Source organism: Mycolicibacter heraklionensis (assembly GCF_001021505.1).
Taxonomy (GTDB): Bacteria; Actinomycetota; Actinomycetes; order Mycobacteriales; family Mycobacteriaceae; genus Mycobacterium; species Mycobacterium heraklionense.
In genome coordinates this window covers 1-23,620 of the sequence record NZ_LDPO01000037.1, presented here as the reverse complement: position 1 = coordinate 23,620, position 23,620 = coordinate 1, and the positions used below count along the sequence as shown (strand labels likewise).

The 23,620-nt window shown below is 67.9% G+C and carries 30 protein-coding genes and 3 tRNA genes; 15 read left to right on the top strand and 18 right to left on the bottom strand.

What is annotated here, in order from left to right:
• Nucleotides 1-153 precede the first annotated feature (153 nt).
• From lipE to ABW16_RS23030, 4 genes are read right to left on the bottom strand one after another with little or no spacing between them, the layout of a single operon-like run.
• Nucleotides 154-1,395, bottom strand: coding sequence for a lipase LipE (lipE, locus tag ABW16_RS23045; RefSeq protein ID WP_047321527.1), 1,242 nt, complete (start codon nt 1,393-1,395; stop codon nt 154-156).
• A 33-nt stretch (nt 1,396-1,428) separates the two neighbouring features.
• Nucleotides 1,429-2,301: an acyl-CoA thioesterase gene (locus ABW16_RS23040; protein WP_047321526.1), complete on the bottom strand. Its 873-nt coding sequence runs from the start codon at nt 2,299-2,301 to the stop codon at nt 1,429-1,431.
• Entirely contained in the window at nt 2,298-2,621 is a 324-nt protein-coding gene (locus ABW16_RS23035; protein ID WP_047321525.1) for a DMT family transporter, read from the bottom strand. Before ABW16_RS23035 ends, ABW16_RS23040 begins: the two co-directional genes overlap by 4 nt.
• Nucleotides 2,621-3,445, bottom strand: coding sequence for a crotonase/enoyl-CoA hydratase family protein (locus tag ABW16_RS23030; RefSeq protein WP_047321524.1), 825 nt, complete (start codon nt 3,443-3,445; stop codon nt 2,621-2,623). Before ABW16_RS23030 ends, ABW16_RS23035 begins: the two co-directional genes overlap by 1 nt.
• A 23-nt stretch (nt 3,446-3,468) precedes the next feature.
• Here ABW16_RS23030 and ABW16_RS23025 point away from each other — a divergent pair, with 23 nt between their 5' ends.
• Entirely contained in the window at nt 3,469-4,044 is a 576-nt protein-coding gene (locus tag ABW16_RS23025; protein ID WP_047321523.1) for a TIGR03086 family metal-binding protein, read from the top strand.
• Nucleotides 4,045-4,100: 56 nt separating this feature from the next.
• Complete coding sequence (locus tag ABW16_RS23020; protein WP_047321522.1) at nt 4,101-5,084, top strand: TerC/Alx family metal homeostasis membrane protein; 984 nt, start codon at nt 4,101-4,103, stop codon at nt 5,082-5,084.
• Nucleotides 5,085-5,364: 280 nt separating this feature from the next.
• Here the strand turns inward: ABW16_RS23020 and ABW16_RS23015 are convergent, their stop codons facing one another.
• The 3 genes from ABW16_RS23015 to ABW16_RS23005 are packed head-to-tail and all read right to left on the bottom strand — an operon-like array spanning nt 5,365 to nt 7,321.
• A complete protein-coding gene (locus ABW16_RS23015) occupies nt 5,365-5,844 on the bottom strand; it encodes a DUF4334 domain-containing protein (RefSeq protein WP_047321521.1) in 480 nt (159 codons plus the stop codon).
• 4 nt (nt 5,845-5,848) lie between these two features.
• A complete protein-coding gene (locus tag ABW16_RS23010) occupies nt 5,849-6,262 on the bottom strand; it encodes an SRPBCC family protein (RefSeq protein ID WP_047321520.1) in 414 nt (137 codons plus the stop codon).
• Nucleotides 6,263-6,274: 12 nt separating this feature from the next.
• Entirely contained in the window at nt 6,275-7,321 is a 1,047-nt protein-coding gene (locus ABW16_RS23005) for a pyridoxal phosphate-dependent aminotransferase (protein WP_047321533.1), read from the bottom strand.
• A gap of 87 nt (nt 7,322-7,408) precedes the next feature.
• On the opposite strand from ABW16_RS23005, the gene ABW16_RS23000 reads away from it, so the two are divergent.
• From ABW16_RS23000 to ABW16_RS22990, 3 genes are all read left to right on the top strand, one after another.
• A tRNA-Ser gene (locus ABW16_RS23000) sits at nt 7,409-7,500 on the top strand.
• A gap of 34 nt (nt 7,501-7,534) precedes the next feature.
• A tRNA-Arg gene (locus ABW16_RS22995) sits at nt 7,535-7,607 on the top strand.
• A 208-nt stretch (nt 7,608-7,815) separates the two neighbouring features.
• A complete protein-coding gene (locus ABW16_RS22990; RefSeq protein ID WP_268768055.1) occupies nt 7,816-8,193 on the top strand; it encodes a BlaI/MecI/CopY family transcriptional regulator in 378 nt (125 codons plus the stop codon).
• Between the two features lie 34 nt (nt 8,194-8,227).
• On the opposite strand, the gene ABW16_RS22985 is transcribed toward ABW16_RS22990, so the two are convergent.
• From ABW16_RS22985 to ABW16_RS22955, 7 genes are all read right to left on the bottom strand, one after another.
• Nucleotides 8,228-8,977 carry a hypothetical protein gene (locus tag ABW16_RS22985; protein ID WP_047321519.1) on the bottom strand — a complete coding sequence of 250 codons (750 nt, stop codon included), beginning with the start codon at nt 8,975-8,977 and terminating at the stop codon, nt 8,228-8,230.
• Entirely contained in the window at nt 8,974-9,714 is a 741-nt protein-coding gene (locus ABW16_RS22980; RefSeq protein ID WP_047321518.1) for a hypothetical protein, read from the bottom strand. The genes ABW16_RS22985 and ABW16_RS22980 overlap by 4 nt, the downstream gene beginning before the upstream one ends.
• A gap of 9 nt (nt 9,715-9,723) precedes the next feature.
• On the bottom strand, nt 9,724-10,479 hold the full coding sequence (locus ABW16_RS22975) for a hypothetical protein (protein ID WP_047321517.1): 756 nt from the start codon (nt 10,477-10,479) through the stop codon (nt 9,724-9,726).
• 28 nt (nt 10,480-10,507) lie between these two features.
• On the bottom strand, nt 10,508-10,816 hold the full coding sequence (locus ABW16_RS22970) for a hypothetical protein (RefSeq protein ID WP_047321516.1): 309 nt from the start codon (nt 10,814-10,816) through the stop codon (nt 10,508-10,510).
• 70 nt (nt 10,817-10,886) lie between these two features.
• A complete protein-coding gene (locus ABW16_RS22965) occupies nt 10,887-12,131 on the bottom strand; it encodes an amidohydrolase (RefSeq protein ID WP_047321515.1) in 1,245 nt (414 codons plus the stop codon).
• On the bottom strand, nt 12,128-13,126 hold the full coding sequence (locus tag ABW16_RS22960) for a phosphotransferase family protein (protein WP_047321531.1): 999 nt from the start codon (nt 13,124-13,126) through the stop codon (nt 12,128-12,130). The genes ABW16_RS22965 and ABW16_RS22960 overlap by 4 nt, the downstream gene beginning before the upstream one ends.
• 92 nt (nt 13,127-13,218) lie before the next feature.
• Entirely contained in the window at nt 13,219-13,563 is a 345-nt protein-coding gene (locus ABW16_RS22955; RefSeq protein WP_047321514.1) for a nuclear transport factor 2 family protein, read from the bottom strand.
• Between the two features lie 75 nt (nt 13,564-13,638).
• Between ABW16_RS22955 and ABW16_RS22950 the strand changes: the two genes are divergently transcribed.
• From ABW16_RS22950 to ABW16_RS22930, 6 genes are all read left to right on the top strand, one after another.
• Entirely contained in the window at nt 13,639-14,343 is a 705-nt protein-coding gene (locus ABW16_RS22950; protein WP_047321513.1) for a response regulator transcription factor, read from the top strand.
• Nucleotides 14,321-15,844, top strand: a complete 1,524-nt coding sequence (locus tag ABW16_RS22945; RefSeq protein WP_047321512.1) for a sensor histidine kinase — start codon at nt 14,321-14,323, stop codon at nt 15,842-15,844. Before ABW16_RS22950 ends, ABW16_RS22945 begins: the two co-directional genes overlap by 23 nt.
• Nucleotides 15,845-15,957: 113 nt before the next feature.
• A complete protein-coding gene (locus ABW16_RS22940) occupies nt 15,958-16,143 on the top strand; it encodes a hypothetical protein (protein ID WP_047321511.1) in 186 nt (61 codons plus the stop codon).
• A gap of 3 nt (nt 16,144-16,146) precedes the next feature.
• Nucleotides 16,147-16,281 carry a hypothetical protein gene (locus ABW16_RS27935; RefSeq protein WP_268768054.1) on the top strand — a complete coding sequence of 45 codons (135 nt, stop codon included), beginning with the start codon at nt 16,147-16,149 and terminating at the stop codon, nt 16,279-16,281.
• A 47-nt stretch (nt 16,282-16,328) separates the two neighbouring features.
• On the top strand, nt 16,329-18,200 hold the full coding sequence (locus ABW16_RS22935; RefSeq protein WP_047321530.1) for an alkyl/aryl-sulfatase: 1,872 nt from the start codon (nt 16,329-16,331) through the stop codon (nt 18,198-18,200).
• Between the two features lie 34 nt (nt 18,201-18,234).
• Entirely contained in the window at nt 18,235-18,879 is a 645-nt protein-coding gene (locus ABW16_RS22930) for a histidine phosphatase family protein (protein ID WP_047321529.1), read from the top strand.
• A 15-nt stretch (nt 18,880-18,894) separates the two neighbouring features.
• Here ABW16_RS22930 and ABW16_RS22925 read toward each other — a convergent pair whose 3' ends face one another.
• Complete coding sequence (locus ABW16_RS22925; RefSeq protein WP_047321510.1) at nt 18,895-19,227, bottom strand: LapA family protein; 333 nt, start codon at nt 19,225-19,227, stop codon at nt 18,895-18,897.
• Between the two features lie 103 nt (nt 19,228-19,330).
• On the opposite strand from ABW16_RS22925, the gene ABW16_RS22920 reads away from it, so the two are divergent.
• Nucleotides 19,331-19,927 (top strand): putative glycolipid-binding domain-containing protein, encoded by a 597-nt coding sequence (locus ABW16_RS22920; RefSeq protein ID WP_047321509.1) that lies wholly within the window; start codon nt 19,331-19,333, stop codon nt 19,925-19,927.
• On the opposite strand, the gene ABW16_RS22915 is transcribed toward ABW16_RS22920, so the two are convergent.
• Nucleotides 19,893-20,834, bottom strand: a complete 942-nt coding sequence (locus tag ABW16_RS22915; protein WP_047321508.1) for a prephenate dehydrogenase — start codon at nt 20,832-20,834, stop codon at nt 19,893-19,895. The genes ABW16_RS22920 and ABW16_RS22915 overlap by 35 nt on opposite strands.
• Before the next feature lie 84 nt (nt 20,835-20,918).
• Between ABW16_RS22915 and ABW16_RS22910 the strand changes: the two genes are divergently transcribed.
• The 3 genes from ABW16_RS22910 to ABW16_RS22900 all read left to right on the top strand — a co-directional run bounded on the left by ABW16_RS22910 (nt 20,919) and on the right by ABW16_RS22900 (nt 22,024).
• Nucleotides 20,919-21,440 carry a tRNA adenosine deaminase-associated protein gene (locus ABW16_RS22910; protein ID WP_047321507.1) on the top strand — a complete coding sequence of 174 codons (522 nt, stop codon included), beginning with the start codon at nt 20,919-20,921 and terminating at the stop codon, nt 21,438-21,440.
• Entirely contained in the window at nt 21,437-21,904 is a 468-nt protein-coding gene (locus ABW16_RS22905) for a nucleoside deaminase (protein WP_047321506.1), read from the top strand. The genes ABW16_RS22910 and ABW16_RS22905 overlap by 4 nt, the downstream gene beginning before the upstream one ends.
• A 29-nt stretch (nt 21,905-21,933) precedes the next feature.
• Nucleotides 21,934-22,024 (top strand) — tRNA-Ser (locus tag ABW16_RS22900).
• A 120-nt stretch (nt 22,025-22,144) separates the two neighbouring features.
• Here the strand turns inward: ABW16_RS22900 and ABW16_RS22895 are convergent.
• The gene (locus tag ABW16_RS22895) at nt 22,145-22,987 is read right to left on the bottom strand and encodes a formate/nitrite transporter family protein (protein ID WP_047321505.1); all 843 of its coding nucleotides are present in this window, start codon (nt 22,985-22,987) and stop codon (nt 22,145-22,147) included.
• Nucleotides 22,988-23,152: 165 nt separating this feature from the next.
• Nucleotides 23,153-23,620, bottom strand: a 468-nt coding sequence (locus ABW16_RS22890) for a DUF4333 domain-containing protein (RefSeq protein ID WP_233424858.1), incomplete at its 5' end; no start/stop codon positions are given.

Sequence of the window (23,620 nt, the reverse complement as noted above, 5' to 3'; positions counted from 1 at the left end):
CGTCGCCCGAACAGCCCCAGCCGACTCAACGTCTAGATGAACACCCGAACCCCGAAACCCCGTTTCGTGACCCATGCAGCACCGACCCCTTCCTGGTCAGGTGTTGCAGCGATCACTTGAGTCTGAGCGCACTTTCCCGCCCTGAGCGCAGAGTCAGCGCAAAGAGATAGGGATCTCCGCGGCGATCGTGTTCATCAGCGCGGTGTAGCGCTTGGCCTCCGGGTCCTGACCCGGTTTACCGCTGGAGATCAGCCCGGCCGACAGTCCCCGCTGCGGGTCGGTCCAGATGGCGCAGTTGACCAGACCAAGATGCCCGAACGCCGCCGGCGCGCCGCGGCCGAACGGCCCGAACCGCTTGGACCCCAGCATGAAACCGGTGCCCCAACGCAGCGGGGCCAGCCCGGTGGCCACGTCGGGCCGCAATCGCCGGCACTGACGCACAGCGTCCTGCAACGTCGATGGCGACAGCACCCGCACCCCGTCGAGTTCGCCTCCGCGACGCCAGATCTCGGCGAACCGCGACAGCTCGAACGCGGTGGAGATGGTGTTCGACGACGGCACCACCGTGGTGAGGAAGAACGGACTGTTGGTGACCGGGATGATCTCGTACACCGACCCGCCGATCGCCTTGCGGAACACCGCGACCACCGCGCCGGTCGGTTGCTTGCCGGTGGCGTGGCTGGGCGCCACCAGCGGAATGTCTTGCGGGGCAACGCCGTAATTGGTCCACCGGAAACCCAGCGGGTCCAGGATCTCGGTCGCCAGCACGTCGCGGATGTCCTTGCCGGTGGCCGCCCGCACGATCTCCCGCGTCAGCGGCCCCCAGGTCAGGGCGTGGTACATGTGCATCAACCCGGGCGGATACACCAGCCGCAGGTTGGCCAGCTGCGCCTGGGCGTACTCCGGGTCGTCGGCGCGGTTGAGGTCCGGCTTGGGTCCGGTGGCGAACGGCACCCCGGCGCTGTGCGTCATCACATGGCGAATGGTGGTGCGGTGCTTGCCGTGTCGGCCGTAGTCGGGCAGATAGTCGCTGACGCGGTCGTCCAGGGAGAACACGCCGCGCTCGGCCAGCATGTGTATCACGGTGCTGGTGATGGCCTTGGCGGTCGAGTACACGCAGAACGGGGTGTCGACGCTCACCGGTACCCGCTCCGCGTCGTCCGGGTCTTCCGGGCCGTTGCCCCAGCCGTGCCCGATCGCCCGGTTGAGCACCACGCGGCCGTTGTGGCGCAGGCACAACTGGATGGCGGGGTGCAGGCCGGCCGCATACCAGTGCCGGGCGGCCTGCCAGATCCGGTCCACGGCCGCCGGGTCGATACCGGAGTGGTCCTCGTCGCCGATCGCGGTGACGGCGTCGAGGTCGGCGGGGACACGGATGGTGCCGTCAGGTGTCATGCTCGCCAGGTTACGTGTGCGGCCCGGCGAACCTCAGCGGCGCGGCCCCCGGCCGAAATAGAGTTCCTGGGTCGCCACGCAGACCAGCTGCCCCGCCCGGTTGTACATCGTCGAGGTCGTCAGGCCGCGCCCGGCGACGCCGCTGGGCGTGAACTGATCCGACAGCACCCAGTCCGACAGGTCGACGGGCCGCTGAAACCACAGTGCGTGGTCGATCAGCGCGTTGAACGTGGCGGCCTGGTTGGTCGCCCGCATGGCCAGCGCCGCCTCGACCATCTTCGTGCCGGACAGGTAGGTCAGCAGGGCGCTGTGCATCACGGGATCGGCGGGCACCGCGTCGACCGGCTTCGACCACATTCGCAGCCGCGGGGACGGTTCGCCCAGGTCCACAGCCAAGCGTGGCGGCGCATCGACATACCGCACGTCGAACGGGTGCGGCTGGACCCAGTAGCCGCCCAGTTCGTCGGCGTAGGCGGCCAGTTGTTCCTGCGACGACGGCAGCGAATCCGGGTCGGGCACGTCCGGTATCGGCTGCTGGTATTCCGGTGCGTCGACGGCGGTGGTGAACGACGACAGCACTTCCAGCAGGATCTGGCCGTCCTGGCGGGCGGTGACCTGTCGTGTCGACAGCGTGCCGCCGTCGCGGGCCACCTCCACGTGCAGGTCGACCGGGCGACGGGCGTCCCCGGCCCGCAGGTAATAGACGTGCATGCTGTGCGGCAGCCGGTCCGGCGCGGTGCGACTGGCCGCGATCAGCGCCTGGCCGGCGATATGTCCGCCGACGATGTGGTGGATCCGGTTGTCCAGCTGGGTGGCCACGAAGTGCTCATCGTCGACGCGGTCGACGTCGAGGGTGGCGATGATGTCGGCCAGGGCCGGTTGACGGTGCGGAACGTCGTCGCTCACGCGTGCGCACCCATCTCCATCAGGTACACCCCGGCGCCGATCAGCACCACGCCGCCGGCCATCACCGGTGTGAACGGATCGTCGAACAGGAACCGGGCCAGCACCGCGGTCAACGCCACCCCGACGCCCGACCAGACTCCGTAGGCAACCCCGACCGGAATACCGCGCTTGAGCACCATCGCCAGCAACACGAACGACACCACATAGCCGACGGCCACCGGAATCGCCCACTGCCATCGGGAGAAGCCGTCGGAGGCGCGCATCGACAGCGTCCCGGCAACCTCGAAACCGATCGCCCCGAGCAGCAGGACCCAGGCCATCACTCGCCGGTGAACTCGGGCTTGCGTTTGCCCATCATCGCGCCGATGCCCTCCAGCAGATCCTTCGACGCCAAGAACGCCGAGTTCCAGGCCGCGACGTAGCGCAGGCTGGCCGACACCCGGTCGGTGCGCTGCTCGTCGAGCACGTCCTTGATGCCGGCGACCGTCAGCGGCGGGTTCTCGGCGATCTCGGCCGCGGTGGCATGCGCGGCGGCCAGGCTGGCGTCGGCGTCGGCGTAGACGTCGTTGACCAGTCCGATCTTCTCCGCCCGGGCCGCGTCGATGTCTTTGCCGGTCAGCGCGAGCTCGCGCAGATGTCCGTCGGAGATGATCAGCGGAAGCCGAGCCAGGCTGCCGACGTCGGCGACGATCGCCAGCCGGACCTCGCGCACGCTGAACTTGGCGTCGGCGGAGGCATAGCGGACGTCGACCGCGGAGATCAGGTCCACCCCGCCGCCGATGCACCAGCCGTGGATCGAGGCGATGGTCGGCGTCCGGCAGTCGGCGACCGCGGTGATCGCGCCCTGCATGCGCTGCAGCTCGCGGTGGAAGTCCGCCCGCGGCCGGGCCAGCGCGCCGTCGGCCAGCATCGGCGTCATCGTGCCGCCCATCGCGGCCACGTCCAGTCCGTAGCTGAAGTTCTTGCCGGAGCCGGTCAGCACGATCGCCCGCACGTCGCGGTCGGCGTCCAGCTCGGCGAAGACCACCGGCAGCTCCGCCCAGAACGCCGGGCCCATCGCATTGCCCTTGCCCGGCCCGATCAGCGTGACCTGGGCGACGTGGTCTTTGATCTCGACGGTGACGGATTCATAGGTCTCGGCCATACCCCAGACCGTAGCGTGGTCTCATGGCCCCCGGACTGCGACCCGTTCCTGACGAGCCTCCCGCCGACGAACTCGCCGGCGCCGAAGCCGCGTGGGCGGTGCTGGAGCAGGTGTGCAGCGGCATCACGAGCGACGATTGGTCCAACCCGACGCCGTGTTCAGAGTTCGACGTCGCGCAGCTGACCGAGCACCTGCTGCACTCCATCACCCTCCTCGGCGGTGCCGCCGGCGCGGAGTTCCCGCCCCGCGATCCCGACGATTCGCTTGTCCGGCAGGTTGGCTCCGCAGCCCGGCCCGCGCTGGACGCGTGGCACGGTCGCGGCCTGGACGGCACCGTCACGATCGGGCCCAATGAGCTGCCGGCGAGGATGGCGGCCGGGATTCTGTCGCTGGAGTTCCTGGTGCACGCGTGGGACTACGCGACGGCGACCGGCCGTACCGTGAACGCGGCCGAGCCGCTGGCCCAGTACGTGCTCGGCCTGGCGCAGACGATCATCACGCCGGCGGGCCGAGTGCAAGCGGGATTCGACCAGCCTGTCCAGGTCGCCGACACCGCGCCGGCCCTGCAGCGGCTGATCGCATTCACCGGGCGGTCATAGCCTCGCAACCTGCTGGCCAATCCAGCGTCGCCCAAGCTGCCTAACGTGGGTGGGACATGGACATTGCCGGTTGGGTATGGGCGTGCACGATCGTCGGCCTGGTGGGGCTCCTGGCGTTCGACTTCTTCGTGCATGTCCGCAAGGCGCACGTTCCGACGTTGAAGGAATCCGCGATCTGGTCCGCGGGCTATATCGGTGTCGCCGTGCTCTTCGGGTGCGGCGTATTGGCCTTCGGTGGAGCCGACGCGGGCTCGGAGTACTTCGCCGGTTACCTCACCGAGAAGGCGCTCTCCGTCGACAACCTGTTCGTGTTCCTGGTCATCATGGCCAGCTTTCGGGTGCCGCGGGCTGACCAGCAGAAGGTGCTGCTGTTCGGGATCGTCATGGCGCTGGCCGCGCGGACCGGCTTCATCTTGCTCGGTGCCGCGCTGATCAACCGTTTCGCCTGGGTTTTCTACTTTTTTGGCCTGCTCCTGCTGCTGGCGGCGGGCAACATGCTCAGGTCGGGCGGCGCAGAGGAGGCCCACCGAGCTCCCGATGTCATCGTCGGGTTGGTGAAGAAGGTGGTGCCCACCAGCGAGCGTTATGACGGCGACCGGCTGTTCACCCGCATTGACGGGCGCTGGGCGATCACCCCGATGGTGTTGGTGATGCTGGCGATCGCCGGCACCGATGTGCTCTTCGCACTCGACTCGATCCCGGCGATCTTCGGCCTGACCCAGAACAGCTATCTCGTGTTCACCGCGACGGCCTTTTCCCTATTGGGCCTGCGGCAGCTCTACTTCCTGATCGACGGCCTGCTCGACCGGCTGGTGTACCTGTCCTACGGACTGGCGGTGATTCTGGGCTTCATCGGCGTGAAGCTGATCATGCACGCGATGCACGAAGGGGGCGTCGGCGGCATCGAGATCGGCACCGGCCCGTCGTTGCTGGTGATCGTCGGCGTGCTCACGGGCACCGTCATCGCCTCACTGCGGCACCGCCGGCACGTAACCCAAAGCGAGCCCGAGCGCGATCCGGAGCTGGTGCTCCGGCGCTGAGTCAGATCCGGCCGAGAGGGGAATAAGGCCGTTGTCCGCCTCACTCGGAAATTGCCGGAGACCCGGCACAGGTGCGCTGGCCGCGAGTGGGAATTTGACGACGCGACACGCCCGTGTCACGTCGTCAAATTCCCACTGAGCGCCTATTTTTCCATCCCCCACGACGGGGCGCAGCCCCTAGCTCCGCTCTGAGCGACAACCTTCGGAGCGTGGCAGTCCCTGAGCTACTTATCGCGCAAAGGTGGGCAATAGTCCATACGAACGGGTTTCCGGGTACGGGCTACACCCGCTCCAGGTAGAAGTAGAAGTAGCGGCCGTTGTCCAGCACCGCGTCCTTGCCGTTCATGATGCCCAGCACGGTGTCGTTGTCGACCCGCTTGAAGTGATCGTGGGTGGGCTGACCGTCGTAGACCATGGTCGCGACCACCTCGCCGCGGAACTCCTCGGCCCACAGGCTCGCCTCGCCCTTGCCGAGCTTGATGTTGGAGAACTTGTTGCCGTCTTCGTCCAGGCACACCAGCGGCTGCACGTCGGTGACCGAGTTGAACGTCTTGCCGAACCAGCGGGCCTTCTCCAACAGGCCGTTCATCTTGTGACCGGTGACGAACTCACCGCCGCGCCACTCGCCGATCATCTGCTCCAGGGTGGCCGGCGGCAGCGTCGCCCAGAACTCGTCGATCTCGGCGTCCGGGATCTGGCCGGTGCGCTCCCTGAGCGCGTTGAACGTGGCGCGGGCCTGCTCGTCAGTCGTCGTGGTCATCGTTTCAGGCGGCCTTGTTCACGGCCCGCTTGAGGCCGAACAGCAGTCCGTGCGCCAACACCGCGGCGACCCCGGGCAGGCGGTTGTCGGCGCTGACGGTGTAGCTGATCTCGGTGCCGGATCCGGTGGATCGCAGCGCCACGTCGCCGATGTAGTTGCGGAAGGGGATGCCCGAGACGCCCCGGTAGCTCAGCCGCTGATCCGGCTCGAACGCGATGATCTCTTCCACCAGCGGCGCCATCCCCGGCACCGCCTGGATACGACGCTGAGCTCCGACGCCGTTGGGCGCAGGCGTTCCCGGCCGGATCACGGTGATCTTCAATCCGGGGGCCCAGCCGGACATGCCCTCATAGTCGGTGAGCACCGTCCACACCTGAGCCGCGGATGCGGCGACGGTGGCAGTCGCGGTCGCGTGCATTTCAGTTCCTCCTCAGCGGTACGTCTGTGCGAACCGTAACAGCGCGTCGTTCTCCTCCGGCGCGCCGATGGTCACTCGGACTCCGTCTTGCCCGTAGGGGCGGAGCACGATGCGGGCCGCGGCGGCCGCGGCTACGAAGTCGGTGGTGCGCTCGGCCAGCGGCAGCCACACGAAGTTGGACTGCGAATCCGGCAGCTCGAACCCGGCTTCACGCAGGCCAGCCGAGACCCGGGCCCGTTCGGCGACCACCGCGTCGGTGCGAGCCAACAGCTCCTCTGCGGCGTCCAGCGAGGCGATCCCGGCGACCTGCGCCACGCTGGACACCGTGAACGGCACGTAGACCTTTCCCAGCGCGGTGATGATCTCCGGATCGCCGACCGCATAACCCAGTCGCAGACCTGCCAACCCGTAGGCCTTCGAAAACGTGCGCAGCACAACCACATTGGCGTGGCGTCGGGCCAGGCCCAGGCTGTCGGGGAGCAGACCGTCGCGGATGTACTCCACATAGGCCTCGTCGATGGCGATCAGGATGTGCGGTGGCACCGCGGCGACGAACCGCTCCAGCGCCTCGGGGTCGACGACGGTGGAGGTCGGGTTGTTCGGGTTGCAGACGAAGATCAGCCGGGTGCGGTCGGTGATGGCCGCCAGCATCGCATCCAGGTCGTAGGTGTGCTCGCGCAGCGGCACCTGCACCGGCACGGCGCCGGCGGTGCGTACCTGCAGCGGGTAGATCTCGAAGCTGCGCCAGCCGAACACCACCTCGTCGCCGGCGCCGGTACTGATCTGGATGAGCTGCTGACACAGGCTCACCGATCCGCAACCCGCCGCCACGTGCTCCGGGCCGAAGCCGACATGCTCGGCCAACCGGGCGCGCAGCGCGGCGTAGCCGTTGTCGGGGTAGCGGTTGGTGGTGGCCAGGGCGGCTTCGACGGCCTTGGCCACGCTGGGCAACGGGGGGAACACCGTCTCGTTGCTGGCCAGCTTGATCGATCCGGGGACCGTCTTACCCTCGACGTAGGCCGGCAGCGCGGCGATCTCCGGGCGCAGTCTGGCGGTCACGGACCACAGCATATGTGGAGCGTTTCCGGTCTACTTGCCCGCGGTTTCAGAACTGCGGGAGTGATCCGGTACCCTCAACAAGTTCGAGGAGGCGTGCCAGAGCGGCCGAATGGGACTCACTGCTAATGAGTTGTCCTCTTTACGGGGGACCGGAGGTTCAAATCCTCTCGCCTCCGCCACGGCCGAGCTTGCTCGACCGACAACTGAAGACAGGCGCCCGTAGCTCAACGGATAGAGCATCTGACTACGGATCAGAAGGTTGGGGGTTCGAATCCCTTCGGGCGCACATCTTTTCATCGGTTACGGATCGCCCCGGCTTTCGCCGGGGCTTTTCTGTTTGGTGGGCCGGTAGTTGTGGCGGCGGGGTATGCCGGCTCTCCAGACCCCAAACTTCCTCTAATTAGGTTAGCCTTACCATACAGTGTGTCGATGCCTTCGTGTTCCGCTCGTGACTGGCGAAGACGGCTGCGGATCGCCGCGGGAGGTTAAGGGTTGTGGCTGCGCGAATTGGGTTGGGTGATCTCGAACGCACGGTCATGGAGTGCCTGTGGTCGGCGTCGGGGGCGTTGACCGTCCGCGAAGTTCACGCTTCGGTGGCGGTGAAGCGAAACCTCGCCTACACCACGATCATGACTGTGCTGCAACGGCTTGCGAAGAAGAACCTGGTTGTCCAGCGGCGTGACAATCGCGCCCACCGCTACGTGCCGACGCGGGGCCGTGCCGAGCTGGTCGCCGAACTGATGTCGTATGCGCTCGATCAGGTTGCCGACTCCTGCGGGCGCGAAGCCGCGTTGGTGCACTTTGTGGAACGCGTCGGCGCCGACGAAGCCACAGCGCTGCGGCGGGCGTTGGCTGACCTCGACGGCGCTTGACAGCAGGGAGTCTTCGATGACGTCATCGCCGCGGCTACGATCGACCGCTTCTTCGATCGCTGCGCTGCGCGGGGGTATTCGGCGCGAACCACGCGGTCTTGGCCTGCCAGGATCGCGCCAGCCCGTAGGCGAAGATCGACACCGACAGGCAGACGCAGGCCCAGATCGCCGGGCCGGCGTCGCGGCCGAGATAGATCGAGACGATTCCGACCACGCAGCCCGCCACCGCGGAAGTCATCGCGGCCAGGTAGAGGACGAGCGTGGTCCTGGCCCGGTGATCATGCCGCAGCGACAACATCAGCCGCGCGACGTAGCCGGTCAGGTACAGCAACACCGCACTGCCCGTCACCTCGAAAGCGGTCACCCAGTGGTCGCCGGTCAGAACGGCGAACATGTCCGGCTCGAAGCCCCGGTCAGTGTTGAAGAACGCCACCAGCATCACCGCGACGCACAAACCCACCGGCGCCAGGAGGTGCTTGCGCATGATCGGCCACACGTGCGCGGGATCGGTGAGGCGCACCAGCATGTGGTATATGTTTCCGATCACCCCGGCGAGCAGGCACAGCCAACCGAGTGCCTGCTGGGAGTTCCACCGCCCCAGCAGGCTGTACAGGGTAGGGCCCAGCTCGGTGCCCGCCCACGGTGTCAGCAGGAGCAGTGCGCAACCCTCCATCGCGATGGCGAAGGTGGCGCCGGCTTCCCAGCGCGACGACCAGGTGTCGCGGCGAACCCACAGGCAGTAGAGGACCATCGCCACGGTGGCCACGATGAACGCAGGTGTCATTGCGCGCCGATCACCGTCTCGTCGCCGTTGGCGGTGAACCAGGCGCTCTTGGCCTGCCAGGATCGCGCGGACCCGTAGGCGAAGGTTCCCACCGATAGGCAGATGCAGAGCCAGATGCCGGGGCTGGCGTCGTCGCCGTCGGCCCAGGTCGAACCAGCCACGATCAGGCATGCCGCGGTGGCGAATGCCATCGAGACGAAGTAGAGGTCAATGGTGGACTTGGCGCGCGGATCGTGTCGCAGGGTCAGCATCAGCCGGCTGACGTAGGCGCTGAGGTAGAGCACCAGGGCGCAGCCCACCAGTTGGTACAGCATCATCCAGGAATCAGTTCGCGGGGCGGCGAACACATCGGGCTGATAGTCCTGGTCGGAGCGCAGGTAGGCCGGCACCATCACGGCGACGCTCAGCCAGATCGGGATCATGAGCTGGCGGCGCATGAGCAACCGCACTTGATAGGGGTCGGCGAGGCGCACCAGCATGTGATAGATGTTCGCCGTGAGCGCCACGATCAGGCATAGGTGGCCGATCAGCTGTTGAATGTTCCACACCCCGAGGCCCTGGTGCAGCACCGGCCCGATCTTGGCGCCGGCCCACGGTGACATCAACAGCAGCGCACAGGCTTCCAACGCCAATGCGAAGGTCGCGGCGCTCTCCCAACGCGTCCACCAGGTGTCGCGGCGAACCCAGAGGCTATATGCGACGACCGCCAACGTGGTGACAATGATTCCCGACGTCATCGAACGGTCTCACGACAGGGCTTGCGGGGGATTGGGCTGCGCAACCGGACGCTCGCTGCTGACGAACCACGCAGCTTTGGCCCGCCAGGAACGGGCTGAGCCATAGGCGAAGATGGCCACGGAAATGCACGCGCACAGCCAAATCAGCGGGCTGACATCGGATTTGGTCCAGGCGTTGCTCAAAAGCGCCATGATGGCCGCCACCGCGAATGCCGTCGAGGCGGTGTAGAGATCGACGGTCTCCTTGGCGCGCGGATCGGATCGCAGCATCGACAGCACCCGCGTCGCGTAGCCGGACAGGTAGATCAGCAGCAGCGACAACAGCACCCAGTAGGCGCGCGCCCAGGCGCCGCCGCCGCCGAGCGTTGAGAAGCCATCGGGCCGAAATCCTGCGTCGGCAACGATGAACACCGCCACCATCGCCACCACGCCGACCTGTACCGGCAACCGGACGTGCAGGCGGAACATGGGCCGGAACTGGTCGAAGTCGGCCAGCCGCGCCAGTACGTGGTAGATGTTGGCCGCGATGGCGACCACGAAGCAGATGTGACCGGCCAGCTGCTGGACATTCCACATCCGCATGGCGCGGTGCACCCACGGGCCCAGGGTTTCGGCTGCCCACGGCGACATCAGTACGAGTCCCAGGGTCTCCAGCGCGATAGCCAGGGTGATGCCGATCTCCCACCGCGACCACCACGTATCCCGGCGCACCCACAGGGTGTACAGCGCCACCACCACCGTGGCACCAATTAACGCCGACGTCATACGTCGACGGTACTTCCTGGCGGTCCTCTTAGACGGGCGGTTTGTCGAGATCCGCCTTCAGATCACCCAGGCGCAGCGGCCGTGACGCCGACTCCAGGTATTCGGCGACGGCGTCGTGCTCGATCAATCCGAACCGTACCTGCAGGTCGACGGGGTTGAGTCCGAAATACCTGGCAACTCGGATCAGATTGTCCGCGCTGATCAGCCGGCCTTCATGGGCCGCCTTGTAGTACGCCGATTTGCGGTAGCCGAATGCCTCGTAGACCTCGGTCGCGCCGAGCGGCCTGCCCACGAGGTACGGCAACACTACGGTTGGGTCTTTGTGACGATCGTCCACAGCAATACACCTTAGCTCTTCTTCGTGGACCGCACAAGTATTTCAGAAACTCGGCGGAGCCTAATTCCTACTAAAACCGACTGGAAGTAAGCAATTCAAGCATTGCACGGGCTGCAATCCTGGTTCCAAGCGGGATAGCGGAAAGGTCGACCACATAGTCCGGCGAGTGCGGTGTGTAGGGGAACAATTGGCCGCTTTCGGCGGACTTGGCATACACCTGTGGGTCGGCGACCCCGACCAGGAGATATGCCAGTGGCACGTCGAGGTGCGGCCCTTTGAGCAGGTGGCAGTCCTCCGAGCCGGTCAGAGCCGGCAACTGGCGTACCACGTTGTCCGGGCCGAGCAGTTCGCCGAGTGCAGAGGCCACCCGGTCGGTGAGGGCCGTGTCATTGACCAGCGGGGTTGCGCCGCCGGCCATGGTGATCTCCGGTAGTCGGTCCTCGGGCATGCCGTAGCTGCGGGCGATGCCCGCACAGATCGCCCGAATGCGGGTCAGCATCGTGTCGCGCACGTCCGGGTTGAACCACCGCAGGTTGACCTTGAGCCGTGCCCGGTCCGGGATGACGTTGTAGGCGCTGCCGGCCTGCACAGAGCCGACCGTCAGCACCGCGGTCTCGCTGGGTGCGACGGCGCGGCTGACAACGCTCTGGAACTGCACGACGGCTTGCGCCGCCATGAGCACCGGATCGCAGGCCAACTGGGGCATCGACCCGTGACCGCCGACGCCGTGGAACACGATGTCGAGCTGGTCGGTGCCGGCCATCCGCTCGCCGCCGACCGCGGCGACCATGCCGACCGGGACCGGCGCGGTGTGCATCGCCAGGAAGGCGTCCGGTCGGGGGGCGACGTCGTAGAGACCCGCGTCGACCATGGCCTGGGCGCCGGTGATCAGTTCCTCGGCGGGCTGTCCGACGAGCACCGCGGTGCCCGACCAGGAGTCGGTGGTCTCGGCGAGCACCTTGGCCAGCCCCAACATCCAGGTCACGTGGGCGTCGTGGCCACACATGTGCCCGAGTGACGGGTTGCTGCTGGCGTAGTCCAGGCCGGTGGCCTCCGGCACCGCCAGCGCGTCCATGTCGGCCCGGTACATCACCACCGGCCCGGGGCCGTTGGCCAGGACCGCCACCACGCCGGTGCGACCGATGCCGGTGGTCACCGTGAAGCCGAGGTTGCCCAGTGCCTGCGCGGCGGTCCGCGCGGTACGCACTTCGTGGAACCCCAACTCCGGGTTGCGGTGCAGGTCCTTGAAGATGTCGACCAGCCGTCGTGTGTCGGCGGCGACGATCCTGTCGATCTCGTCGATGCGGTCCGTCATTTGGCGCTCGCCATCCAGGTCTGGGCCCGGTCGAAGAGCCAGACCGCGGCCTGGTGCAACTGGTCGCCGACTTCCTTCTGCGCCATGCCTGCCGACGCCCTGGCCAGGGTGCCCTCGATGACGATGGCCAGCTTGAAAGCGGCCATCACCGTGTACCACCCGATGTGCGTCAGGTCGCGAGAGCTGCCCGCGGCGTAGCGCGCCACCAGGTCATCGGTGGAGGCCAGCCCGTCCATGCCGGTCAGCGTATGGCTGAACACGCTGGACCCGTCATCCTGGCGCCAGGTGGCCAACAGCCAGCCCAGGTCCAGCAGCGGGTCCCCGATGGTCGACATCTCCCAGTCCACGATCGCCGCCACCTCCGGTCCGGTGGGGGAGAACATCACGTTGGCCGCGTGGTAGTCGCCGTGCAGGATCCCCGGCTGCCAGGACGCCGGCACATTGCGCTGCAGCCAGGCGGCGACGTCGTCCAGGCCTGGCAAGTCGGGCCCCGGATAGTTCTCGAACTGCCGGTAGGAGTCCAGTTCGGCAAGCCATCGCGGCACTTGGCGTTCCAGGAAGCCGTCGGGCTTTCCGTAGTCGGCCAATCCCACCGCGACATGGTCGACGGCACCGAGCTTCGCCAGCGCGTCGGCCATCGACAGCCCCATCCCGTACCGGACCGCCGGATCGCCGGCGTGCAGCGCCGGCAGTTCCCCGCTCGCGTTGAACCCGTCGACCGGCTCCATCAAGTAGAACACCGCATCACCGAGCACCGCGGGGTCGTCGCAGACCGCGATCAATCCCGGATGCGGCACGTCGGTGCCGGCCAACGCCGCCAGCATCCGGGTCTCACGCAGCATCACCGCGTTGCTGCGCGGCCGCAGATGCCGCGGGCCGCGTCGCAGCACATAGCTGCGACCGGATCGGGTGAACTGCAGCATGACGTTCTGGGTGCCGCCGGACAGCTCGGTGATGTCGTCCAGCGGGCCCTCGCCCAGGCCCTGGGCGGACATCCATTCCGCGACCGCTTCGAGGTTCACGGGGGGAAACCTAACCTGTCAGCCCGCGGCGGTTGAGTGATTTCGCGGGCCCGGTTTTGGCGGCGTCAGCTCTTGGGCCGCACCTGCTGGGAGATGGTCTGCACCCGAATCGAGTCGTCGTCGAACAGGAACGTGTCGACCCCGTCGACGCCGAAACCCGGTGCGTCCAGGGTCCATTCCAGCAGCAGCACATTGCCGCTGTAGGTCTGCGACTTGATCTCGAAGTTCGCGTCGGCCAATGCGGCGGACAGCTGACTGAACGCGGCCCGGATGCCGGTGCTGCCCTGCGCCACGCCGGCGGCGGTGATCAGCTCGGATTCCTCGGTGTAGTCGACGAGCAGCTCGTCGACGTCGCGGGCGAGCAGAGCCTGGAGGTGGTGGTCGAAGATTTCCTGCGGTGAGCGTGCCATGCGATGAACATATCGGCGCGACCGACATACTGGAACGTGATGTCTGCGCCACGGGGATCGGTCGAACGTGTCGTGATGTCGCGCGCCGACGGCAAGCCCATCACGGTGCTGGTGGTCGACGACGAGTCGGTGCTGGCCGAGATGGTCTCGATGGCGCTGCGTTACGAGGGCTGGACCACCGCGACCGCAGGAGACGGCGCCTCGGCGATCGCCGCCGCCAAGGCCGAACGCCCCGACGTCGTGGTGCTCGACGTGATGCTTCCCGACATGAGCGGACTCGACGTGCTGGGAAAGCTGCGGGAGATCAACCCACGGCTACCGGTGCTGTTCTTGACCGCCAAGGACGCCCTGGAGGATCGCATCGCCGGGTTGACCGCGGGTGGCGATGACTACGTCACCAAGCCGTTCAGTATCGAGGAAGTGGTGTTGCGGCTACGGGCGCTGTTGCGCCGCGCCGGGGTGAGCACCGCCGAGGCCGGCGCCCAGATCGTGGTCGGGGACCTGGTTCTCGACGAGGACTCTCATGAGGTGACCCGTGGCGGTGACCCGATCACCTTGACGTCCACCGAATTCGAGCTGCTGCGCTACCTGATGCACAACGCCAAGCGGGTGCTGTCCAAGGCGCAGATCTTGGACCGGGTGTGGGACTACGACTTCGGCGGACGGGCCAACATCGTGGAGCTCTACATCTCCTACCTGCGCAAGAAGATCGACAACGGCCGCGCCCCGATGATCCACACGCTGCGCGGTGCGGGCTATGTGCTCAAGCCGGCTCCGTAAAACGCCGCGAGCCGGCACCTGGCGCAACTGGTCGCTGCGGGCGCGGCTGCTGGCCGGTCAGATCGTGCTGCTCACTGTGGCCTGCCTGGGCATCGGCGCGGTGACGGAGCTGGCCCTCTACCAGTATCTGGTCGGCCAACTCGACCACCAGCTCTCCGACGCCTCGCACCGATCGGCGCGGCTGCACGGCCAGCCACCGCCGCCGCCTGGGCATCGGCACCACCGGCCGCGGCCGGGGCCCGGCCCGGACTTCCTGGACGCCCCCGGCCAGCCGGCCGGCATGGTCGGCGCCGTGGTGGAAAGCGGGGCCTCGCCCGGCTCGGGTCAAGACGTCGAGGCGGGTTACCTGAGCATCTCGGGTCAACGGGAGGAGCTGAGTCCTTCTGCCACAACACGATTGACCGATGTGTCAGCGGGGGACCCGCCCGTGACTCGGCGCCTCGACGGCGTGGGCCGCTACCGCGTGGTGGCGACCACCGCCCGGCGCGGCGACGACGTGATCGTCACCGGGCTGCCGCTGGCCGCGGTGGACGACACCATGGTCCGGGTGTTGCTGATCTTCGGGCTGGTCACCCTGGTCGCTGTGGCAGCGGTGGCCACCGCCGGCAGCGCGGTGATCCGGCGAGCGCTGACCCCGCTGCGCCGGGTCGCGCAGACCGCCGGTGCAGTCGCCGGTCTGCCGCTGGACCGCGGGGAGGCGACGCTGCCGGTGCGGGTCGCCGAATCCGACGCCAATCCCCGCACCGAGGTCGGACAACTGGGCGCCGCGGTCAACCGGATGCTCGACCACATCGCTGCCGCGCTGTCCACCCGGCAGGACAGTGAGACTCGGGTGCGTCAGTTCGTCGCCGACGCCAGCCATGAGCTCCGCACACCGCTGACCGCAATCCGTGGCTATACCGAACTGGCCCAACGAATTCCGATATCCGACAGCGCGGACTCCGAAGCCCTGACGCACGCCTTGAGCCGGGTGCAGTCTGAAACCGAGCGGATGACCCAGCTGGTCGAAGACCTGCTGCTGCTGGCGCGGCTGGACTCCGGCCGTCCGTTGGAGCACGAGCCGGTGGACCTGTCCCGGCTGGCGGTCGACGCGGTCAGCGACGCCCACGTCGGGGGCCCGGACCATCAGTGGCAACTCGATCTACCCGACGAGCCGGTGACCGTGCCCGGTGACGCCGCGCGGCTGCACCAGGTGGTGGCCAACCTGCTCACCAACGCCCGGGTCCACACCGGCCCGGGAACCGTGGTGACCCTTCGGCTGGGTGTCGACGGCGACGACGCGGTGCTCAGCGTCACCGACGACGGCCCGGGCATCCCCGCGGAGTTCTTGCCGGAGATCTTCCAGCGGTTCGCCCGCGGAGACACCTCCCGGTCGCGCAAAGGGGGCAGCACCGGGCTTGGGCTGGCGATCGCCTCGGCGGTGGTCCGGGCCCACCGTGGGACCATCGGCGTCACCAGCGAACCCGGCCGCACCGCGTTCACCGTCCGCCTACCCCGTTAGCCCCTTTATTTCCGCGAGGGTGCGTGTTTGTGCGGCAACACGCCGGGTTTGCCGTACAACTGCGCACGTTCGCCGGGGGTTTGCGTCCGCCGCCCGAGGGGTAGGCGACCCGAATGAATCCCGAACTGCCACCCGAACCGGGCCGGCCGGAAGAGCCGCCGCACCGGCGTGTTCCCGAGGAGCCGCCGGAACGACTGGTGCCCGCGGAACCGCCGGAACGACTGGTGCCCGCGGAACCGCCGGAACGACTGGTGCCCGAAGACCCGCCGGCCCCACCCGACGACTCGCCGGAGGAATGACCCATGCGTGCTGAAGAAGGCGACGAATCCATCCGCGACTACGCGCAGGAGGCGCGGGAGACCCGTGACCGGGTCGCCCGCCCCTCGTGGCTGGGCCGGCTGCGCAACGCACTGACCGGGTGGCGGCGACGCCACTGACGCGTCGGGCCGCACCGCGGCACCGCATTGGTGGCAAGCTGGACGCCATGGAAAACCAGCCGGTGAGTGCGACGGTCGAGGCCGCCCACGCCGCGCACCGCAAGGCGCTGCCCTTCGGTGACACAACGGATTTCGCCGACGCCGACCGCGGCTTCATCGCTGCGCTGAAGCCGTGCGTCATCACCGCCGCGGACGGCCGGGTGGTCTGGGACAACGACAGCTACGGCTTCCTCGCCGGTGATCCGCCGACTTCGGTGCATCCGTCCCTGTGGCGCCAATCCCAACTGGCCGCCAAGCAGGGGCTCTACGAAGTCGTCGAGGGCATCTACCAGGTGCGCGGGTTCGACATCTCCAACATCACCTTCGTCGAGGGCGACTCCGGGGTGATCGTCATCGATCCGCTGATCTCCACCGAGGTCGCCGCCGCGGCGCTGGCGCTGTATCGAGAACATCGCGGCGGAGACCGCCCCGTCACCGCGGTCATCTACACACACAGTCACGCCGACCACTTCGGCGGCGTGCTGGGCGTTACCTCGCAGGCCGACGTCGACGCCGGCCGGGTGGCTGTGCTCGCCCCGGAGGGCTTCATCGAGCATGTGGTGGCCGAGAACGTCTACGCCGGCACCGCGATGCTGCGCCGGGCCGGCTACATGTACGGCACCGTGCTGGCGCGCGGTCCGCGCGGGCAGGTCGGCTGCGGCCTGGGACAGAACACCTCGACCGGGGAGGTGTCGGTCATCGTCCCCACCGTCACCATCTCCCAGACCGGCGAGACCCACGTCATCGACGGCGTGCAGATCGAGTTCCAAATGGCGCCGGGAACCGAGTCGCCGGCCGAGATGCACTTCTACTTCCCGCAATTCCGGGCGCTGTGCATGGCCGAGAACGCCACCCACAATCAGCACAACCTGCTGACGCTGCGTGGCGCGCTGGTGCGCGACCCGCATGCCTGGGCCGGCTACCTCACCGAAGCCATCGACACCTTCGCCGGACGGGCCGACGTCGTCTTCGCCTCGCACCACTGGCCGACCTGGGGAACCCAGCGGATCGCGGAATACCTCGGGCTGCAACGGGATCTGTACGCCTATCTGCATGACCAGACGCTGCGGCTGCTCAACCAGGGCTATACCGGTATCGAGATCGCCGAACAGCTCCAGCTGCCGCCCGCCCTGGACAACGCCTGGCACGCCCGCGGCTACTACGGATCGGTGAGCCACAACGTCAAGGCCGTCTACCAGCGTTATCTGGGCTGGTTCGACGGCAACCCGGCCCGGTTGTGGCCACACCCGCCCGAGGCGGCCGGCCCCCGCTACGTCGCGGCGATGGGCGGCGCGGACCGCGTTGTCGACCTGGCCAAGGATGCCTTCGACAGCGGTGACTTTCGTTGGGCGGCAACACTACTCGATCATGTGGTGTTCACCGACGCCAATCACGCCGCCGCCCGAAAACTCTATGCGGACACCCTCGAACAGCTGGCCTACGGCGCGGAGAACGCGACCTGGCGCAACTTCTTTCTGTCCGGCGCCACCGAATTGCGCACCGGCAACTTCGGCACCGTCGGCCAGGTCACCTCGGCGGCGCTGATCTCCCAACTCAGCCCCGAGCAGCTCTTCGAGAGCCTGGCGATCCGGGTCAACGGGCCACGAGCCTGGGATCTGGCACTGGCCCTGGATGTCTCGTTCGCCGACACCGGCGTCAACTATCGCCTCACCCTGCGCAACGGTGTACTCGTGCACCGCAAGACTCCGGCAGACCCGGCCAGCGCGGACGTCACCGTCACGGCGGCCACCAAGCTGGCGCTGCTGGCGGCGCTGCTCGGCGGTGGGGAGTTGGAGATCTCCGGCGACCAGACCGCGTGGGCGAGCCTGCTGGGCGTACTCGACAAACCCGACCCGAACTTCAACATCGTCACCCCGTGAAGTCGGGCGGAACTGGCCCCTTAGGGTGACAGGCGTGCAGTTGCTGCTGATCCGCCATGCCCTGCCGCTGCGCAGCGAGTACGGCCAGGGCTCAGACCCCGAGCTGTCCGAGGTCGGGGTCGAACAGGCGCAGCGCCTGCCGGACGCGTTGGCGCGCTTCCCGATCACCCGGCTGGTCAGCAGCCCGCAGCGTCGTGCGATCCAGACCGCTGAACCGCTCGCCGCGCAGCTCGGGCACAGCGTCGACATCGATGAGCGGTTCGCGGAGTACGACCGGGACCTGGCCGGCTATCTGCCCGTCGAACACCTGCGCACCGAGCGGCCGCAGGACTGGGCCCGGATGGCGCAGGGGCACCTGCCCGCCGACGTCGATGAGGCCGCGTTCTGCGCTCGGGTCGCCGCCGCCGTCGCCGACGTGGCGGCCGGCTCCGAGCCTGATGACACGGTCGCGGTGTTCAGCCACGGCGGCGTGATCAACGTGGTGCTGCACCAGATCCTGGGCACGCAGCGCCTGCTGTCGTTTCCCATCGACTACGTGTCGATCACCCGGCTGTTGTACTCGCGGTCCGGGCAGGCCGCCGCGGCATCGATCAACGGCACCGAGCATGTCTGGGACCTGCTGCCGCGCAACCAGGCCCGGTTGCCCGATCGCGACGAAAGCGACGGAGCCGCGGTCTGATCTACCGCTGAGCCGCTACCGCTGAGCCGCGAGGGACTTCTTGGCGGCGCGACGCAGCTGGAAGATCCGCGCGGTCCCGACCAGGGCGGTCAGCAGTCCGCCGCCGATGGCCGCGAGCAGGATCGCCACCCCCGTCGGCAGGCTCCAGGTCCAGGTCAAGAACGCCAGGTCCACCGGAGCCGTGTTCTGCGTGACGAACACCAACAACACAATCAGGACCAGAAAACCGGCGATCAGCGCGCTCCACAGCGCGCCGGCGCGGGTCAACGGCATCGCCGCCGGGGGCGGCGGCGGTGTGCTGGCTTCGCCCTGAGACGGGTCGACGGGCACGCTGGGGTCGCTGCTCATGGGGACATCTTGCCGCGTGTGGCCCGGAAATGAACCGGTTCTGATGAGTTTGCGCACCGGGGGCCTCACTGCGGATCGTTGGGCCGTCGCTTACGGTGGATTGGTGAGCGCAGCCCCGTCCGGCCCGTGGCCGGCGATTCTGACCTGGCGGGCGCCCGACGCCCCGCGGATGGAGTCGGTGCGTGTGCAGCTGTCCGGAAACCGGATCAGGGCCAACGGCCGGATCGTGGCCGGGGCCACCGCGGAGCATCCGGCGTTCGGCGTCTATTACGACCTGCACACCGATGAGTCCGGCGCCACCAAACGGCTGGGACTGACCGTCACGCTCGCCGAACGCGAACGTCAGCTGGTGATCGCCCGCGACGAGGAGAACATGTGGCTGGTCACTGATGCCCGGGGGCAGTCACGCGCCGGCTATGACGGTGCCCTGGACATCGACATGCTGTTCAGCCCGTTCTTCAACACGCTGCCGATCCGGCGGGCCCGGCTGCAGGAGCGATCGGCCGCGATCACCTTGCCCACGCTGTACCTGAACCTGCCGGACATGTCGGTGGTGGCGGCGACCGCCAGCTACAGCAGCGCCGGAAACCGGTCCGGCATCAAGGTGATCACACCGGGAACCGATGCCCGGGGCACCACCGTCACCGTCGACGCCGACGGGTTCGTCATCGACTATCCCGGGTTGGCAACGCGGATCTGATCACCCCGCCGGCCCGCCCGGCGGCGGCCAGTTCCCGGCGCCAGTCGCTGGCGCCGACGACGACGGTGACGATCTCGCTGCGGGGGAAATTGTCGTAGCGGGTGCGGGCGGCGTGGCCGTGATTGACCAGTTCGGCCACCGAGTCCGAGGCCGACAGTGAATCCCGCGCGTCGGCCAGCAGCGCGATGGCGCGATCCAGCGCCGGTAGCAGTCGTTGCCAGTTGGCCTCGCACATGGCCCGGACCAGGTCAGGTGCCGTCCCGGCGACCCGGGTGCCGTCGCGGAACGATCCGGCGGCCAGCGCGAACGCCAGCGGTACATCGGCCGCGGTCACGGCCAGCGCCTCCGCCATCAGGTGCGGCAGATGCGAGATGGCTGCCGCGGCTGCGTCGTGTTCCTCCGAGCGGGCCGGTACCGCCACCGATCCGCAGTCCAGAATCAGGTCCAGCACCGTCGAGAACACCGCCGGGTCCACGTGGTCGTCGACACTGATCACCCACGGTGCGCCGTGGAACAGATCGGCGTGCCCGGCCGGCCAACCGGAGTGCGCCGTCCCGGCCATCGGGTGCCCGCCGACGAAGCGGGCCTGCAGTCCCGCGGCGGTGATCTCGTCGAGCACCGGGCTCTTGACGCTGGTGACGTCGGTCAGGGGGCATTCGGGTGCCAGGCGGCTGATGGGGCCGAGCAGCATCGGCAGCGCCGGCACCGGGACGGCGATCACGATCAGCGCACCGGTCTGTGCGGCGCGCTTCAGGGCCGTTTCCAGCTCGGTGGTGGCGTCGAAGCCGTCGGCGACCGCGGCATTCACCCCGTCGGCCGACCTGTTGTAGCCGAACGCCGCCCGGCCCGCCGCCGCGGCCGCGCGCAGCACCGAACCGCCGATCAGGCCGAGCCCTAAGACGCACACCGGAGTTTTCACTGTGCTTACCGCCACCTGTCCAGGTTGGCACACGCTGGTCAAGGGCGTAACCGGCGACTACCGTAGGCGCCCATGGGAGCACAGAGCTCGTCCGCACCGGGCCGGCCCGCGGAGACGCTGGACGGATTTGGCGTGGCTGTTGTGCGCGAAGACGGCAAGTGGCGTTGCACGTCGATGCGTGCCGCGGCCTTGACCAGTTTGTCCATAGCAGAGACGGAGCTGCGGGAACTACGCAGTGCCGGAGCTGTTTTCGGTCTGATCAATGTCGACCACGAGTTCTTCGTGATCATCCGCCCGGGCCCGGCCGGCACTCGTTTGCTGCTCTCGGATGCCACGGCAGCGCTGGACTATGACCTCGCCGACGAGGTGCTCGAGGAGATCGACGCCGACATCGACGCCGACGACCTCGAGGACGCCGACCCGTTCGAGGAGGGCGACTTGGGGGTGCTGTCCGACATCGGCCTGCCTGCCGCGGTGCTCAGCGTCATTCTCGACGAGCCCGACCTTGCCGTCGAAGAGCAGCTGCACCGAATCGCCAACGAGATGGGATTCGACGAGCAGCTCACCGCGGCGCTGCCGCGCCGCGATCGGTGACCGCCCCACCCACCGATGAGGACCTGATCCGCGCGGCCCTGGCGGCTGCCGGCCAGGCCGGGCCCCGCGATGTGCCGGTGGGTGCGGTGGTGGTCGGTCCTGACGGCACCGTACTGGCCCAGGCGGCCAACGCACGCGAAGCGCTTGGAGACCCGACCGCACACGCCGAACTGCTGGCGATCCGCGCTGCCGCAGCCGTCCTGGGTGACGGCTGGCGGCTGACCGGTGCGACGCTGGCTGTCACCCTGGAGCCGTGCACCATGTGCGCGGGCGCGCTGGTGGCCGCGCGCGTGGAACGGCTGGTGTTCGGGGCCTTCGAACCCAAGACCGGTGCGGTCGGCTCGCTGTGGGACGTGGTGCGGGATCGCCGGCTCAACCACCGGCCGCAGGTCCGCGGCGGAGTGCTGGCCGCCGAGTGCGCTGCGCCACTGGAAGCGTTCTTCTCCCGGCAGCGATTGGGCTGATGGCCCCCTCGTTGGGTACGCTGTCCCGCGGTGGCGTGTCCGAGCGGCCTAAGGAGCACGCCTCGAAAGCGTGTGTGGGGTAACCCCCCACCGAGGGTTCAAATCCCTCCGCCACCGCCATGTGATGTTAGTGATCACCCCGGCCGCTGCCGGGGTGATTACTAACTCGCGAGATCCGGTCCACGCAGGAAAAGTTCGAGTAGCGGCCTGCGTCAGCCCGATCTCGCGGACTTATGGCCGTCAGACTCCCGCAGTGACGTCCTTCTGCACCACCGGAGTGCTGCGTTTGGGCGCGGTCCGCGAATGAGTCGCGTACATCGCCAACCCGGTGAATGCCAACCCACCCACCAGATTGCCCAGCACCGTGGGAATCTCGTTCCACTCGATGTAGTCCAGGATGGTGAAGTGCCCGCCGAGCATCAGGCCGGAGGGAAACAGGTACATGTTGACGACCGAGTGCTCGAATCCCATTGCGAAGAACAGCATCACCGGCAGCCACATGGCGATCACCTTTCCGGTGACGTCGGTGGCCAGCATGGCCCCGACTACCCCGGTGGACACCATCCAGTTGCACAGCATGCCGCGCACGAACAAGGTCAGCATGCCCGGAAAGCCGTGTGCGGCATAGCCGAGCGTGCGAGCCTCGCCGATGTGCCCGATCGCCTGACCGATCTCGTTGGGCGGGCTGGAGAAGCCGTAGGTGAACACGATCGCCATCAGCACCGCGACGGTGAAGGCACCGGCGAAGTTGCCGAGGAAAACTAGTCCCCAGTTCCGCAGCACCCCGCCGATGGTGACGCCCGGACGCTTGTCGAGCCAGGCCAGCGGCGCCAACACGAACACACCGGTCAGCAGGTCGTATCCGAGCAGGTAGAGGATGCAAAAGCCGGCCGGAAACAGCAGTGCTCCGATGATCGCCTGGCCGGTCTGCACGGTCATGGCCACCGCGAACGCCGCGCCCAGCGCCAGTGTCGCACCGGCCATGAATGCGCGGATCAGGGTGTCGCGGGTGGACATGAAAATCTTGGACTGGCCGGCGTCGATCATTGCATTGATCAACTCGGGCGGCTTGACGTAGGTCATCGAACTCCTCAGGTACCCCGGGGCGCAGTAGTTGTATCGGCGCATGTGAACCTACGGTGCCGCTACCCGCTCCGAGGAAGCTCGCCAGCCAACTCCTAGTCAGCCCACAGACGTTGCCCAACAACGTCTTCGGGGGCCCTTTGCCGCGTTTCACCAGCTAAAACATCACCGAGGCCGGTCGACCGCATACGTCCCGGCGTCGTCGGTGAATTCCGCGAGCACCCGGCGTTGGGCGCCGTCGACAGTGACCACACAGCTGAAACTGCTGCCCTTGCGCACGGTTGGATTCACCCCGTTGTTGCATCGGACGTCACCCACGTTGTCGCGCCCGTAGCCGTTGATCGGGTCGGTGAGCACCTGGCGGACGCCGTCTTGGGCCTTGTGCACATCGAGCTCGACGGAGCCCGAGCCGCCGACGGCGCCGCGCAGCACCAACGTCAGGAGCACACCGGCGGCGAGCAGTCCGGTCAGGCCCGCGGCGATCAGCACGGCGCGGTTCGACGGGAGTCGCGGGTCCGCCGGCCTCGGGGCACCGGCATCCGCCGGCTGGCGACTGTCCTGCGGTACCGGAGGCCGCGGGCCCGATGGTGGCGGCCGGTGCGCCCGTGGGGGCGGTGGCACTCGGGGCGGCGG